This is a genomic window from Natroniella sulfidigena, assembly GCF_023223645.1.
GTDB lineage: Bacteria > Bacillota > Halanaerobiia > Halobacteroidales > Halobacteroidaceae > Natroniella > Natroniella sulfidigena.
In genome coordinates, this window is sequence record NZ_JALKBY010000001.1 from 24,874 (window position 1) to 40,655 (window position 15,782).

13 protein-coding genes are annotated in these 15,782 nt (G+C 35.8%); 10 read left to right on the plus strand and 3 right to left on the minus strand.

The window, feature by feature from the left end; all coding sequences use genetic code 11:
- Positions 1-62: 62 nt before the first annotated feature.
- On the minus strand, positions 63-1,613 hold the full coding sequence (locus tag MWH28_RS00130) for a SulP family inorganic anion transporter (RefSeq protein ID WP_248617231.1): 1,551 nt from the start codon (positions 1,611-1,613) through the stop codon (positions 63-65).
- 436 nt (positions 1,614-2,049) lie between these two features.
- Between MWH28_RS00130 and MWH28_RS00135 the strand changes: the two genes are divergently transcribed.
- The 4 genes from MWH28_RS00135 to MWH28_RS00150 all read left to right on the plus strand — a co-directional run bounded on the left by MWH28_RS00135 (position 2,050) and on the right by MWH28_RS00150 (position 8,284).
- On the plus strand, positions 2,050-2,496 hold the full coding sequence (locus tag MWH28_RS00135; RefSeq protein WP_248617232.1) for a TetR/AcrR family transcriptional regulator: 447 nt from the start codon (positions 2,050-2,052) through the stop codon (positions 2,494-2,496).
- Between the two features lie 168 nt (positions 2,497-2,664).
- Positions 2,665-3,948: a TolC family protein gene (locus MWH28_RS00140; protein WP_248617233.1), complete on the plus strand. Its 1,284-nt coding sequence runs from the start codon at positions 2,665-2,667 to the stop codon at positions 3,946-3,948.
- Positions 3,949-3,953: 5 nt separating this feature from the next.
- Positions 3,954-5,201 carry an efflux RND transporter periplasmic adaptor subunit gene (locus tag MWH28_RS00145; protein ID WP_248617234.1) on the plus strand — a complete coding sequence of 416 codons (1,248 nt, stop codon included), beginning with the start codon at positions 3,954-3,956 and terminating at the stop codon, positions 5,199-5,201.
- Positions 5,201-8,284: an efflux RND transporter permease subunit gene (locus tag MWH28_RS00150; protein WP_248617235.1), complete on the plus strand. Its 3,084-nt coding sequence runs from the start codon at positions 5,201-5,203 to the stop codon at positions 8,282-8,284. Before MWH28_RS00145 ends, MWH28_RS00150 begins: the two co-directional genes overlap by 1 nt.
- 350 nt (positions 8,285-8,634) lie before the next feature.
- Here MWH28_RS00150 and MWH28_RS00155 read toward each other — a convergent pair whose 3' ends face one another.
- Positions 8,635-9,501, minus strand: a complete 867-nt coding sequence (locus MWH28_RS00155; protein ID WP_248617236.1) for a polysaccharide deacetylase family protein — start codon at positions 9,499-9,501, stop codon at positions 8,635-8,637.
- A 216-nt stretch (positions 9,502-9,717) separates the two neighbouring features.
- Here MWH28_RS00155 and MWH28_RS00160 point away from each other — a divergent pair, with 216 nt between their 5' ends.
- The 4 genes from MWH28_RS00160 (at position 9,718) to MWH28_RS00175 (ending at position 12,692) form a co-directional block, all read left to right on the plus strand.
- Entirely contained in the window at positions 9,718-11,319 is a 1,602-nt protein-coding gene (locus MWH28_RS00160) for a bacteriohemerythrin (RefSeq protein WP_248617237.1), read from the plus strand.
- Between the two features lie 122 nt (positions 11,320-11,441).
- Complete coding sequence (locus MWH28_RS00165) at positions 11,442-12,002, plus strand: manganese efflux pump MntP (RefSeq protein WP_248617238.1); 561 nt, start codon at positions 11,442-11,444, stop codon at positions 12,000-12,002.
- Between the two features lie 67 nt (positions 12,003-12,069).
- Positions 12,070-12,249: a hypothetical protein gene (locus tag MWH28_RS00170; RefSeq protein WP_248617239.1), complete on the plus strand. Its 180-nt coding sequence runs from the start codon at positions 12,070-12,072 to the stop codon at positions 12,247-12,249.
- A gap of 107 nt (positions 12,250-12,356) precedes the next feature.
- Positions 12,357-12,692, plus strand: coding sequence for a hypothetical protein (locus MWH28_RS00175; protein ID WP_248617240.1), 336 nt, complete (start codon positions 12,357-12,359; stop codon positions 12,690-12,692).
- A gap of 60 nt (positions 12,693-12,752) precedes the next feature.
- Here MWH28_RS00175 and mnmH read toward each other — a convergent pair whose 3' ends face one another.
- A complete protein-coding gene (mnmH, locus tag MWH28_RS00180) occupies positions 12,753-13,820 on the minus strand; it encodes a tRNA 2-selenouridine(34) synthase MnmH (protein ID WP_248617241.1) in 1,068 nt (355 codons plus the stop codon).
- 378 nt (positions 13,821-14,198) lie between these two features.
- Here mnmH and MWH28_RS00185 point away from each other — a divergent pair, with 378 nt between their 5' ends.
- Entirely contained in the window at positions 14,199-14,885 is a 687-nt protein-coding gene (locus tag MWH28_RS00185; protein ID WP_248617242.1) for a phosphoribosylaminoimidazolesuccinocarboxamide synthase, read from the plus strand.
- A 121-nt stretch (positions 14,886-15,006) separates the two neighbouring features.
- The gene (locus tag MWH28_RS00190; RefSeq protein ID WP_248617243.1) at positions 15,007-15,651 is read left to right on the plus strand and encodes an alpha/beta fold hydrolase; all 645 of its coding nucleotides are present in this window, start codon (positions 15,007-15,009) and stop codon (positions 15,649-15,651) included.
- The last annotated feature ends 131 nt before the right edge of the window (positions 15,652-15,782 follow it).

The window sequence follows — 15,782 nt, forward strand, 5'->3', positions numbered from 1 at the left end:
TCTATGATGAATGAACAACGTATTCTAAAAACTGTTTTTCAGTCCCTTGTTTACGGGATTCTCTATTTATTGTATTGAGCCCAAACATTTTCAATTACGCAGTTGTTAACTAATGGAGCGCTTTGACTAGTTTGTTCTTCCTCTTTATTTTCCACAAGATCGTTAGTAACTACACGTCCACCAATTTTTTCATAACTCTCCTGCCATGACTTTAGTGCCTCATAGCCTGCATGGTCTAAATACCTCAATGCCAGGTTTATTTTTACCTCTTTATCGGGAGGAATAGTATTTAAATGAGTGGTAAGCTTAGGGACCTCAATGCAAGTTAATGTACCTGTAATTGATACTTGCCATTGATCATCCTGGTTTTCAATATTGACGTTAAGTCTCGTAAATTTCAGCAATAAGCGAATCAATGCAACCATAAAGCCGATAACCAGCCCTACTAATAAATCAATGCCAACGATTGCAAAAACAGTGATAAAGTATACTACCAATTCATCGTATCTCTTCAGTTCTTTTATATGATTTATGTTTACCAGCCCAATACCGATATATACTAATAGTCCGGCTAGTGACGCTAAAGGAACCAAAATTATTACATCGGGTAAAAACACTACAAAAATTAAGACCCAAACACCATGGAGGATTGCCGAAAGGCGAGTTTTAGCTCCTGATGAGATATTTGCTTTACTGCGGATTATGACACCGGTAATGGGAAGTCCCCCAAGCAGTCCGGAAATAGTGTTGCCTATTCCTTGAGCAGTTAATTCTTTATTAAGGCAACAGCGGGGTCCCGAGTGTAACTTATCCGTTGCTACGGCACTTAACAATGACTCGGCGCTTGCTACTAATGTAAGCACTACGATGCCAGCAATAAAAGTTCCGAAATTTGTACTTGGCAACACCGGTAGAGAAATAGATTCTATAAGGCTACCGGCTAGCTCTACACGTGGAACATCGAGACTAAAGGCTATGGAGATAATGGTAGCGACAACAACGGCTACCAGTGATCCAGGTATGTTACGAAGTCGTTTGGGTTTTAGTATAGACCAAACTATTAAAATAATAATTGTAAAAACTCCCAAAAATGTAGCTTCCGGATTTAAATTCATGACAGAATTTGGAATGTCAAAAAGGTTTTCAATGCCTTTGCCTACAGGTTCTACCCCAAACACTACATGAATTTGGGAAATAGCAATGAGGATACCAATAGCTGCCATCATTCCATGGATAACTGCCGGTGAGATTGCCAAAGCAATAGGAGCAAGTCCAATCTTACCTATAATTATTTGCGAAATTCCGGCTCCCACCGTCATTGCGGCGGTAACACCCCAGCCAAGCTCCTGAACAAAACCAAAAATTATAACGCTCAATCCGGCAGCCGGTCCGCTAACTTGCAGTGGTGCGCCTCCTAGAGTACCAACCACAATACCGCCGACAATAGCAGCAATGATCCCTGCCATCAACGGAGCTCCAGAGGCCAGTGCAATGCCAAGAGAAAGAGGAAGGGCTACTAAAAAGGTTACCAGTGAAGCGGGTAAATCATTTTTAATAAGACTACTAAAATCTGATATGTCAAGTCCTTTTTTATCGGGCAAATTGAGAGACATGTTATTCAAATACCTCCTTTAGTATTTTTAAAGCAATAGTAATGTAAAGGATTGTTTCTAGACTAGTTAACAAAAATCTAAAAATAGTACTTTAGTCCTAAGTATTAGATGTATTTCTCTATTATATCTCAAATTCCTGCAAGCAATTGGATATTATCAATATATTTACGATTCATACTGGTTTCTGTCCATTACTTAAAACGTATGGCTGGTTGGACTGGCTGTATCTTTTGTATCATTAAGGAAATTATGTTTTTTAGAGGTTGTGGATGGCTTTTACTAATTGGAATTTTTTGGTTTTACTTAAACTCAATCTTAGACTTGAACTGAGTTGCCGGAGGCAACTTTTTTACTTCTAATTCTTGTTGACAAAAGAAGGTTAAATTGATACTATTTAATTGACTGACCAGTTAGTCAATTAATAAGGAGGGAATAAATGGGTAAAAAAAGAAGCGATAAAGAAGAAATGGTTATTTCGGCAGCGATTGAGTTATTTTCAAAGCAGGGATTCTTTAAGACTACAGTCAGTGAAATTGCTGATTTAGCAGGAGTAGCTAAAGGAACTGTCTATTGGTATTTTGATAGTAAAGAAGAGTTGTTTCAAAGTATTTTAGTCAATAAATTAGATGATTTACAGTTAGAGCTTGAGAAAAAGATTAGAGTAGAAAATTCTGCACTTGAAAAATTGAGTGAAATTATTATTTCTTATCTTAAATTCTACCAAGAGGGAAAAGGAGTTTCTAAAATGTTTAGAGAGTGTACAACTGCTCTTGGTAAAGAATTTTTTAATGATTATATTATAGATTTTAATCAACGTCAGATTGAAATAGTGGCTAAAGTAGTTGAGCAGGCTAAAGAAGAAAGGGTGATAGAGTCTAAGTAGGAGAATTTAGATTTGGCCCGAATCTTGCTAGGAATGATCAGAACTTTCAACCCTTATCTTTATCAGCAAAATGATCTAATGGATAAGGTAGAATTGATTAAAGATGTATTTTTAAATGGAGTTAGCAAATAGATTGTAGTTATTATTGAGCTAAAAAGGGGGATACATATGCAGAGAGTTAAATTGACTAGTTTGATTGTTTTACTTGTTTTAGCTATTAGTACTTTGCCTGCTTTTGGAGCAGACTCAATCAATTTAACGGAAGAGAAAGCGATTGAGTTGGCTTTAGAAAATAATAGTCAGATTGAGAGTTTAAGAAGAGAGGTCAAGATTGCTCAAAAGCAAGTTGAGATTGCTCGTGCTAGCTTTTATCCACAGTTGGATTTGGGGGCTGGCTATACGAGATTAGGGGAAGCACCATTTGATTTTCAAACCCAACAAGAGTTATCTCAAAATAGATTCACTACCAGTCTTGATTTAGAATTACCTCTTTATACGGGGGGCCAACGAAGCATTGGTTATCAGCAAGCTGAAAAAGGGGTATTGACTGCCCAAAAGGAGCTAGAGGAGCAGAAAAAAGAATTGGCTTATCAAGTCAGTGAACAATACTACAGTCTTTTAGAGGCTGAAGAGATGGTTCAAGTTAGCAAAAAGAGTTTAGAACGAATTGAAGATTATGTTCAGACTGCTGAAGTTAATTATGAGGTTGGTATTTTTACTAGAACTAACCTGCTTCAAGCTCAGACTCAGAAACTACAAGCTGAACAGGGGCTTTTAAGAGCTAGAAATGGAGCTGAATTAGCTGAATTGGCTTTAAAGAATACTCTTAAGCTTCCTCGGGAGACTGAGGTGGAGTTGGTCAAAGAATTGGATTGGGAAGAAAAAGATTATCAGTTCGATAAAGTAAAAGAAATTGCTTTTAATAATCGCTTGGATTTAGAATTATTAGAGCTCAATCGTGAAGTTGTAGAGTTGAACTTGGAACGAAAGAAGGGAGAAGCTCATCCAAATTTATTTTTAAGTGGTAATTATGAAGCTCAAGATGATAGCTTTACAGTTGATGGTGATTGGAGAGTAAGTCTTGGTTTAAGCTATAATTTGTATGATGGTGGAGAGCGAAGAGCTGAGCTTGCTCAGATTGAAGAGGAACTTGATATTTTAGATTTAAGAGCTGATGATTTGAAAGATTTGATTGAGTTAGAAGTTGAAGAAGCATTATTAAAGATTAGTGAGACTAGAGAAGGAATTAAGTTAATGGAGTTGAGTTTAGAAAAAGCAGAGGAAAATTTAAAAGAGAGTGAAGCTAATTATCAAGAAGGCTTAATCACTACTAATGATCTTCTTGAGGCCGAAGCAACTTATCAAGAGGTGCAAAGTGATTATCTGAGTGCAATTTATGATTATAATTTAGCAGTGGCTAAGCTTTATCAAGTTAAAGGAATTGGGAGGTAGGAAGGATGAATAAATTAAAGATAGTTGTAGTGGTTTTATTACTTTCATTAGTAACTGTTGCCTGTAGCAATGGAGAAGAAGCAGAAGAGGCAACTGCTTCAAATAATATGCAACAAGAAGTAGCTGTTGAGGTAGAAGAGGCACAGATAGGAGAAGTAGTTAATTATATAAATTTAGGAGGTCGAACGGAGCCGAGTAAAGAGGTGCAAGTAACTCCTCAAGCTCAAGGGGAAGTAGTGGAAGTTTATGTTTCGACTGGACAGCAGGTAGAAGAAGGTGAGCGATTACTTAAGATTGATGAAGAACCTTTACGAGTTGAGTTAAATCAAGCTCAAGCTACTTTAAAAGCTGCTCAGGCTAATTTGGATCGTATTTTAGCTGGGGAACGAGAAGAGAAGATTGAACAGTTGAAATTACAGTTAGAGCAGGCTGAAAGTGGATATCAACAGGTTAAAAGAGAGTATCAGCGCCAACAAGAGCTGTATGAAAAAAATGCAATCTCCAATCAGCAGTTTGAACAGAGTGAATTAGAGTATATCAATGCTAGTAAGGAGTATCAATTAGCTGAGTTGAACCTGGAGATGGCTGAGATTGGAGCTAGAGATGAGGAGATTGAGGCTGCTAAAGCAGAAGTAGAACAAGCCGAAGCTGGATTAGATGGAGCCAAGATTCAGTATGATAATAGAGTAGTGACTGCTCCTATTGATGGTCAGGTTTATAATTTAAATATTGAGGCTGGAGAGATGGTAGCTAATTCACCAGTTGTTGCAATAGCTGATCTTGAAGAGGTTAAGGTAAGTGCTGATTTGAGTGAAAGATATATTAATCAAGTTCAAGTTGGCCAGCTAAGTCAGATTGAAATTCCATCTTTAGAGCAAGAATATGAAGGAGAATTAACTGAAATCAGTCCAGTTGCTGGTGAAAATCGAAGTTACGGGATTGAGATTAATTTGACAAATCAAAATGATCTGCTCAAAGGTGGAATGTATAGTCGAATTAAACTTGAAACAGAAAGAAGTGAAGAAGCGATTGTTTTACCACAGCAAGTTGTTGCTTTAGATAATGATCAGGATGTTGTCTTTGTATATCAAGATGGTCAAGCGGAAAGAAGAGAAGTTGAAACTGGCTTGATGGATGATCAAAAGGTAGCAATTAAATCAGGAGTTGAAGTTGGCGAGCAAGTAATTATTCGTGGCCAAGAGAATTTAAATGATGGGGATAGTATCCAGATTATGGAGCGGGGTGGTAACTAATGAAACTATCTGATTTTTCTGTTGATCGTTCAGTTACTATTACCATGATTGTACTGGCAATCATTATTTTGGGTGCATTTTCTTTGCCGTTGATGCCAGTTGATTTGATGCCAGAGATGGATCTTCCCTATGCAGTTGTAATGACTACTCATGAGGGTGCAACTCCAAGTGAGGTTGAGGAGAGTATAACTCGCCCTATAGAGGAGACTATTGCTGTGGTTGATAATGTAACCAATATTACTTCTTCTTCTCATCCTAATCGTTCGGTAGTCTTCATCGAGTTTGATTGGGGGACTGATTTAGATTTTGCAACTTTGGATATGCGTGAGAGTGTAGAGATGATTGAAGACCATCTTCCTGATGATGCTGATAAGCCCCAGGTAGTCAGATTCGATCCTAATAGTATGCCAATTATGAATTTAGAGCTAGGTGGAGATATGGACTTAGCAGAGTTGCGAAATTTAGCTGAGGATATAGTTGAACCTTCTTTGGAAAGGGTACCTGGAGTAGCTAGTGTTGATGTTTCAGGAGGTTTGGAGCGAGAGATACAGGTTGATATTGATCCAGATCGAATGATTTATTATGGATTTAGTCTTCAAGATGTGATTGAGCAGTTAAGGGCTGAAAATGTTAATATTAGTGGAGGCTCTGTAGATCATGGAACTAAGGACCTCTTAATCAGAACTGATGGTGAGTTTGACTCGGTTGAACAGATTGGTGATCTTCAATTGATGAATCAAGAAGGGGTTAAGGTTGATTTAGCAGAGTTTGCTGAAGTGAAAGATGATTATAAAGAACGCTCTGTTTATAGTTATTTAAATGGTGAAGAGAGTATTAGCCTTGAGATTCAAGATGAAAGTGGAGGCAATACAGTTCAAATAGCTAATGCAGTTTTAGAAGAGGTAGAACAGATTCAAAATAATGAAGATGATTTTGAGTTAACAGTTGTTGAGAATCAAGCTGAGTTTATTGAGGATTCTATTGCTAATGTTCAACGGAACGCAGTCTTAGGTGGGCTTTTAGCAATGCTTGTTCTCTTTTTATTCCTAAGAAATATTCGGAGTACACTGATTGTGGGGACTGCAATTCCAGTTTCAATTGTTACAGCTATTGTTTTGATGTATTTTGCCGATATGTCTTTGAATTTAATGTCTTTAGGTGGTTTAGCTTTAGGAATTGGTATGTTGGTTGATAATGCAATTGTTGTATTAGAGAATATTTATCGTTTTCAACAGGAAGGAAAGAGTAGAGTGGATGCTGCTAAGAAGGGAACTGCTGAGGTAGGAACAGCAATTTTGGCTTCAACATTGACAACAGCAGCTGTATTTTTACCTGTAGTTTATATTGAAGGTTTGGCTTCTGAGATTTTTGGTGCTTTAGCCTGGTCTGTAACCTTCTCTTTAGTTGCTTCTTTACTTGTTGCTTTGACCTTTATTCCGATGTTGTCGGCTAAGTTTTTGAAGGTTAATGATGATGCAGTTATTGAAGAAGATGAAACTGAAGTTGAATTTGGTTGGATAAGAAAAGGGTATCAAAGATTTTTAGATATATCTTTGAATTATCGTTATCTAGTCTTAGCATCTTTAGTTATCTTTGTTCTACTCTTTGGATTTGGGGTAGCAAGGGATATTATTCCTTTAGAGACTGAGTTTCTTCCTGATACTGATCAAGGTGTCTTTAATATTCAGGTTGAATTGCCTGAAGGAGAAGCTCTAAGGGAGACTGATCGAGTAGTTCAGGAAGTTGAACGAAGATTAGAAGAGATTCCAGAGTTAAGACATTATTCCAGTCAAGCTGGAGGTAATAATTCTAATACTGGTGAGATCACTGCTGAGTTGGTTGGTTTGGCTGATAGAGAACGGAGTACTTCTGTTGTTGCTGAAGAGGTAAGAGGGTTAGTAGCTGATATTGCTGGTGCAGATATTAATGTTACTCCTGTTACTGGAATGGGCGGTGGCGGAGGTATGGGAGCTCCGATTGAGGTTACAATTGCTGGTTCGGACCTTGATATTTTAAGCCAGTTAGCCGATCAAATTGAACCAGAAGTGGAAGCAGTAGAAGGAACACGTAATGTAGGATTGAGTATAGATGAAGGACGTCCTGAAGTACAGATTGATATTGATCGTGATCAAGCTAGAGATTTAGGGTTTAATGTACAACAGATAGCTTCAACGGTTAGAACGGCAATGGATGGTCAAGTAGCTACTCAGTATAAGGAAGGTGGAGAGGAGTTTGATGTACGGGTTCGTTTGGCTGAAGAGTATAGAGGGGATATTAATCAGTTGATGGATCTGAAGTTGACTTCACCAGAAGGAGCAGTAGTTCCTTTATCTCAAGTTGCTAATGTTGAGGTAGCTACAGGGTTGACCAGTATTGAAAGAGAGAATCAACAGCGGACTATCACAGTCAGTACCCATCTTCATGAACGAAGTTTGGGAGCAGTTCAAGCTGATATTGAAGAGCGGGTTGATCAACTTGATATTCCTGATGGTTATACAGTCAGTTATGGCGGAGAGGCTGAAGATCAACAGGATGCTTTTGGTGATTTAGGTATTGCGATGATTTTAGCAGTTATTTTAGTTTATATGGTGATGGCTTCTCAATTTGAGTCGTTACTCCATCCATTTACGATAATGTTAACTGTTCCGTTAGCTTTGATTGGAGCAATACTTGGATTGGTGGTTGCTAGAATGCCTTTGAGTGTGCCAGGGATTATCGGGGTAATTATGCTGGCAGGTATTGTGGTCAATAATGCGATTGTAATGGTTGATTATATCAATGTGCGACGGGAAAGGGAGCCACGTCGAGAAGCAATCTTGAATGCTGGGCCAATTAGATTACGTCCGGTTATGATGACGACTTTGACTACGGCTTTAGCTTTGGTTCCGTTGGCCCTTGGACTGGGTGATGGTGCTGAGGTTCAGCAACCGATGGCAGTTGTTGTAATTAGTGGGCTTTTATTTTCTACTATTTTGACTTTGGTTGTAATACCTTGTTTTTATTCAATTCTTGATGATTTGAGTAATTTCTTAAAAAGATTACTTAGAATTGAAAGTGAAGAAGAGTTGACGGTTAGTAATTGATAGTTGACTTCGTGAAGTTATTATTCCCGTTAACTTAAGACGATTTTTTGGTATATTAGAATTATGTGTAACTTTTGTTTTGAACTATGAGGGATGTCACTGCGAAACATCCCTCATGATTTATAGTTATTAGATTTTAGGTTTTACTTAAACTTAGACTTAACCTTAAACTTAATGCCAATAAAAAGTAGTTGATTAGAAATTCATGTGTTAAGTTGATGCACCTGGTGAAGTTATATAAGTTATTAAATTGAGTAAAGTTTGATAGATTAGGCATAAGTTGATCTCTTTTCTTTAGGAGATAGCTTATGCCTATTTTCATTGATAATTTAAATTGGAGAAGATTTGATTTAAAAGAGTAATTCATCAACAGTTTTAAATTCATAACCGTCCTCTTGTAATAATTCTATTATTTCAGGTAAAGCTTCGACAGTCTCTTTATGGATGACACCATTATGCAATAGTACAATTCCTCCTGGATGGTAATGCCTTTCTACTTGTCCTACGATTTCTTCATGAGTATCTTCTGCATAATGCCAATCGAAGCTATCAATTGACCAGTTGACTAACTTCCATCCTTGATAGCCTAAGAATTCAATAGTCTCATCAGTGATAGCACCAAAGGGTGGTCTAATAATTGTAGGATAAACCCCTGTAGTCTTCTCAATCTTTTCTGAAGTTGGTATTATTTGATTATCCAATACCTCCTCATTTGTTAAATCTTTAAAATTATCATGATCCCAAGAGTGATTAGCAATTTGATGCCCTTCATCTACTATTCTTTGAGCAATATCAGGAAATTGTTTGACATTTTGTCCTAAGACAAAGAAAGTTGCTTTAATATCTTCTTCTTTTAGGATGTCTAAAATTTCTGGTGTATTTATATGCTCTGGTCCATCATCAAAGGTAAGGGCAATTACCTTTTCTTCGGTTGGTTCACTTAAGAAGAAAGTTTCTGGGTATTTTCTTGCCTGTTCTTCAATAGTTTCTTTAAAATTATCCAGTTCCACTTCAACTTCGTCATCTAAATCCTCATCTGGATTTCCATTGTAGAGTTTAGGTTCAGCCTCCGACTCATCTTGATTTTCTGCAATTTCAGTTTCATTCTCTGAATTATTATTGTCTGGATCCGTCCCAACTCCTAAATTTAATAACGCAAAGCTAAATAAAGCAACTACTAATAATAAACCTACTCCGATAAAGTGTTTAGATTTCATTTATTTCTCCTTTCATTTATTGTATAATAGTAAATAAGTCATCATAGATTGTTTAGTACTTATAGTTTATTTTATCATAATTAAGCTATATTTATAGATTGAATTTATGGGAAATTATTCTTGGTTAAATAAAGAAGATATTTTAACTTGATTTTAATCACAGAGATAGTGAGATTTTTCTATTATAATTTAATTATAACAAGGAGGAGATTAGTCATGGATAAAGTAAAATTAAATACTAAGGATAAAGTTTTATTGCTGGTGATATTGATATTAGGTTTAGCTACTATGATTAATTTTAAAGTGATAGATTTAGAGTTTGCATCTTTTCTGGAAGGAAATGAAGGTGTTGAGGTAGCTGGATTAAGAAGGATGATTAGGATTATTTTAATAAGTAATTTTTTGATTATAACTGCAGTTATTAGCTTTATAATTACTAATTTTTTTAAGCAGACTGAGAAGGGATTAGAAAAAATTAAGAGTGGGTTACAGCGATTAGCTAATGGCGATTTAGTGAGTAAAATAGATACTGAGCAAGAGAATAGATTTGAAGAGGTATACATAGCATTTAATGATTTACTTGAGCAACAAAGCCTTTTAATCAAGGATGTTTTAGAAGAGACTGAAAATCTATCATTATATAGTGAGATACAATCTGCAAGTACAGAGGCAGGAGATCAGGCGATAGAGACTACTAATGAATTGATTGAAGGTATGTCGGCTAGTATTGAAGAGATTTCTGCTAGTTCAGAAGAGGTGACAAGTTTTGCTGAGGAGTCTACCGCTCAGACTCAGATAGGCAAGGAGAATATGGAAGATAGTGTAGAGATTATGGAAGAAATTTCAGATAAGGTAGGGAATACGGTAAGTTTAGTTGAAGAGTTGAATAATAATACTGAAGAGATAGGGAGTATTATTGAGTTAATTACTAATGTTGCAGATCAAACTAATTTATTGGCTTTGAATGCAGCAATAGAGGCAGCTAGAGCAAGTAATGAAGATGGGAATCAAGGACATGGCTTTACAGTCGTTGCAGAGGAGATTAGAGAGTTAGCAGAGGAGACGACGAAAGCTACTGTTGAGATTAAGGAGTTGATCGATAACACTAGGAGTAATTCTAAGAAGGTTATTAAGTCGATTAAAGAGGTGGAAGAGAAGACACTACAGGGCCAACAAATTACTGAAGAAAGTAATCGATTATTCTTCCAGATCGAAGAAGCGACTGATGAAACTGCAGTCCAGATTGAACAGATAGCTTATGCTGCTCAAGATTTGGCCCAGCATAGTCAAGGATTAATGGAGACTGCCGATGATATAGGTGATATGTCAAAAGAGATTAAAGATTCATCACAAGGGCTAGAAGATAAAGTTAAAAAGGTGAAGAAGATACTTGGGCAATTTGATTTAGGAGATCAGGTATTGGCTAATGAATGGAGTAGTAAGTATGAGATTGGGATAGAAAAGGTTGATGAGCAGCATCGAGGGATCTTTGAAAAGGCTAATTACTTGCTTGAAGTTTATAAAAAGCAACAGTCGGGTGAAGAGATTGGTGAGGTATTAGATTTTTTACAAGAATATATTGAGCAACACTTTAATGATGAAGAGGAGATTCAACGTAGTTATGGATATCCTGAATATGAAGAACATAAGAAGCTACATGATGCTTTTAAAAGTACGGTTGGAGAAGTTATTACAGAGTATAAGCAGTCAAATAATATTACATCATTGATGAAGTTAAATAAGATGGCTATCGGATGGTTGTTAGAACATATTAAAAAAGAGGATCAGAAGTTAGCTCAATATATTAAGAAGAATTAATCTTAATTCCCGAGCCGATGCCAGATGGTGTTGGCCCGGGTTTTATTATTAAAAATTTAATAAATAAAAACAAAATGGAGAAATATAAAAGTAAATAACTTTAGATTGAGGAGGAGTAATTAATGGTAGCAGCAATTTTACTTGCAATATCTTCTACGCTTGATGATTTAAGTATAGGTTTTTCTATGGGTTTAAAGAAAGGGCGACTTGCTGTGCGTTCAATCTTTGGAATAGCTACTATTTCAGGATTAACAATGGCTATTGGTCTGTTAATTGGAGAGCAACTTGCTCGATTTTTTCCAGAAAGAATCGATATATATATCAGTGTTACTGTTTTTGTTTTGTTTGGTCTATGGTTTCTTTGGGAGGGATATACTGGTGATGACCAAGAAGAGGCTCAAGAAAAAGTTGAAGAGAACTTAACAGAAAGGCAGTATATGTCGTGGTATGCAATTGTAACTCTGGGGTTGGCTTTAGGGGTAAATTCATTGTTTTTAGGATTTTCTGGTGGGTTGCAAGATTATCCAGTATTGTTTACTAGTATTGCTACTGGAGCTGCTAGTATGTTTTTTATCTGGTCTGGATCTCGATTAGGAGGGCGATTAACAGGCTGGATTGGTAATCGGGCTGATTATATAGCAGGAACTATACTACTTTTTATGGCAGTTATGGAAGTAGTTTAGATGATAAAAAGTACTAGTATTTTTATTGCCTCTTATTTGTAGAATATACTGTAGGAGGTGATTTTAAATGAAGGAAGAGGAGAATGAAAAAGTAGAGGGAAGCATTGATAATCTTGGTCTTAGAGGGACAAATGAGTATAGTGTAGAAGCAAGAAGAGAAGCTTTATTTCAAGTAGATACTGATCTAGAAAAGCCGAAAAACTTCAAGGAGGATATTGCAAGAATAATTGGAGAATATAATGGTTAGGTGTCTATACTGTTTTTTATGGTATGGAATTGGCTTAAATATAATGATAAAAGTTTTAGTATTTTTAGTACACCTTATTTGTAAGATATATTATAGGAGGTGTTTTAATGAAAGAAGATAAGGATAAGAATGAGAGAAATATGAGCTTTCCCGAAGATGATGTAGCAGAAGAAATTATTGCTAACCTTGATCCTAGAAATACAAGGGAAGGAAATATAAAAGCAGGCAGAATTGATATGCCTCAGGTAGAGGTAGAGGAAGGACAACAAAGTGAGTTTAAAGATAGTGTAGCACAAATAAGTGGGAAGTTTAGTGATCAAGTGCTGATGGGCTCTCCAGCTAGTGAAGCAGCTGAAGAAAATAATATCAATATAGGTCGAACTGGCTTAGAGGAGATCATTGCAGCTTCTGACAAGAAGCTAGAAGAGAAGATGAATGACTAATAATAAAGTAAAGTGGCTTTAGATATTAATCTAAGTGGGCCAACAGCTCACTTAGATTTTTTAATTCAGCTCTAGCTCAGTGGTAAAGTTAATCAATTGGTTAGTTATATTCTCTAAGTTGTCATCTTCAATTATCAAGGAGAAGTCATTGATTTGCTCCTGGGAATACTTATAGAGAGGATCATAATATTTTCTGAGCAGAATCTTAACTACTTCCTCCAGCTCTCCTCTCTGGCAATGGTTGATCAGCTTCTGATAGCCTTTTTTGCCTATCTTCTTGATCAGATGTTTTTTGACTACTGAAATAGACTCTAAAGTTCGGTCTATGAAAGCTGTTTTTTCTTCAGTGTAACTGGCTGAATATTCAGTAAGGATCTGCTCGACTCTACTCTCTAATGAGCACTTAACTAAAATATGGATACCATTTTCCATTGATTCTAATAAGAAGTCTGGTAAGACGGAAATACCAATCCTCCTACTTTCAGATTCAATAGCGATTAGAGGTGCTTCGCTTAATTTTTCTAATTCTTCCCAAAGTAATGAGTCAAATTGCTTTTGATTGGTAGGTTGTCCTAATCCAATACTGCCAAAGGCTGAACCACGATGGTTAGCTAACTTTTCTAGATCAATGATAGGGAGTCCACTATCCTGTAAGCGATAGAGAAGCTCAGTCTTACCGACTCCTGTGAAGCCATGAATCACTAATAATTTACTAGTTAGTTTGTAATTTTCTAATTGGTCTAGAATGAATCGACGATAAGATTTATAGCCCCCCTTTAATTTATAAACGCTAAGCCCTATTAGTTCACAAAAAAGAGAGATGCTTTCACTCCTTAAGCCACCCCTAGCACAAAAGATGATAGTATTTTCATATTCTTCGGTTAATGGTTTAATCTTCTTTAACAGTTTAGGTATTTTAGGTGCCACCAACTCCACTGCCAGCATTTTAGCTTGAGCAGGGCTTTTTTGGGTGTAGATATTTCCGATGTTGGCCCGTTCTTGATTATTAAAGATAGGAATGTTGACTGCTCCAGGAATGGTTGCTTCCTTAAATTCATCAGGTGTTCTAACATCAATAAAGCCTATTGATTCTTGTTCTAATACTTCTTGGTAGGTTATTAATTCCATAATTTTATTCTCCTATATTCATTTTTATTGTTTAGGAAATTATGATTTTTAAAGATTGCGGATGACTTTTATTTTTAAGGTTTTTAATGGTTTACTTAAGCTTAGCCTTAGGCTATAACCAAAGGTGATTTTATTCTTGGATATACTATCTTATTGTACCGTTTTCATCAAAAAATATTTAATTCCTGCTTTAGCAGACTTAGTTTTTATAGAAATAAGAAGATAAAATGGGATACTGTAGAGATAAAGGATGAACTTAGTCTCTTTATATGGTATAATAAAAAACAAATTTATTTTTGAAATGGTAGAGTTGAGAGGTCATCATATTAGTAGTAGCGATGATTTAGTATATAATATTAAAATTAAGGGGTGGTATTAATGGATTTAGTTTACACAGGGAAGACGAAGGATGTATATGCTTTAGAGGATGGAAACTATTTGTTGAAATTTAAAGATGATGTAACAGGTGAGGATGGTGTCTTTGATCCTGGAGCAAATGAGGTTGGATTGACAATAGAAGGAGCAGGTAAAGCAGGATTGAGATTGACAAAGTTATTCTTTGAAAGATTAAAAGAAGAAGGAATACCTACTCATTATATTGATGCAGATATTGAGAAGGCAACTATGACTGTAATGCCTGCAGAGGTATTTGGAGAAGGGATTGAAGTAATCTGTCGCCATAGAGCAGTGGGGAGTTTTTATAGGCGGTATGGTATGTATGTTGAAGAAGGACAACCTTTAGACTCTTTTGTGGAGATTACTCTTAAGGATGATGAGCGTAAAGATCCACCGATAACTAAGGATGCTTTAGATATGTTGGGAATATTAACTGCTGATGAATATGAAACAGTAAAGGAATTAACACAAAAGATTGCAGATGTAGTCAAAGATGAACTTAGTAAAAAAGGACTTGAACTTTATGATATCAAGTTTGAGTTTGGTAGAGTAGGAGATTCTGGAGAGATTGTATTGATAGATGAAATATCAGGAGGAAATATGAGAGCTTTCAAGGATGGAGAATACATTGAGCCATTACGTTTAGAAAAGTTAATGTTGGAGGAATAATCTAGAGGAATATAATGAATTTGGATAGAAAGTATGATCAAGTAACCAATTTAGAAAAATAGTAGATCAACTAGCCAACAAGTTTAAACTTGTTGGCTTTTTTAAGCTGAAAGGAGTAGTTATGGCTGAAAAAGTTATTTTAGTTCATGGTTATAATAAAGATCAAAGCGATATGTTGTCATTGAAGAATAATTTAGAAAAAGAAGGTTATCAGGGTTTCTTAGTTGATTTGCCTTTAAGATTTGAAGAGATTAGGGATGCCACTGAAGTCTTTGCTACAGAAGTTAAAAAGATTATTGATAGTTTAGAAGAAGGAGAACGAATTAACTTTGTTGGTCATAGCACTGGGGGATTAGTAATTAGACACTACTTGGCTAAAAGTAAGCTAAACTTTAATTTAGGTAGGGTTGTATTAATTGCTACTCCAAATCAAGGGAGTGATTTAGCAGAAATCGCTTCAACAATAAAGCCATTTACAGATGTTTTTAAAACTTTAGATTCATTACAATCTAAGAAGGTAAAAGAGTTAAATTTGTCTTCTGCTAAAGAGGTTGAGATAGGAGCTATTGCAGGAAATAAGAATAATCTTTTACTTGGTCAATTATTAGAAGGTGCAAATGATGGGCGGGTGAGGGTTGATTCTGTTAAGTATAATGGATTGAGTGACTTTGTAGTTTTACCCTATGATCATAAGGAAATCCATCATAAGTCAAAAACGGCAAAATTGGTTGATTATTTTTTAAGAATTGGTGAATTCCAAGAATAGAGAGAAGATAAAAAAGATTAATTTAATAGGTTATTACTAATAAAATCCATCAGCAGAGTAGTTGGTAGATTTTTATGATTGTAGTACAATTTATTGTAAAAAGATGGTATTGATTTAAATCTAACCTCAGA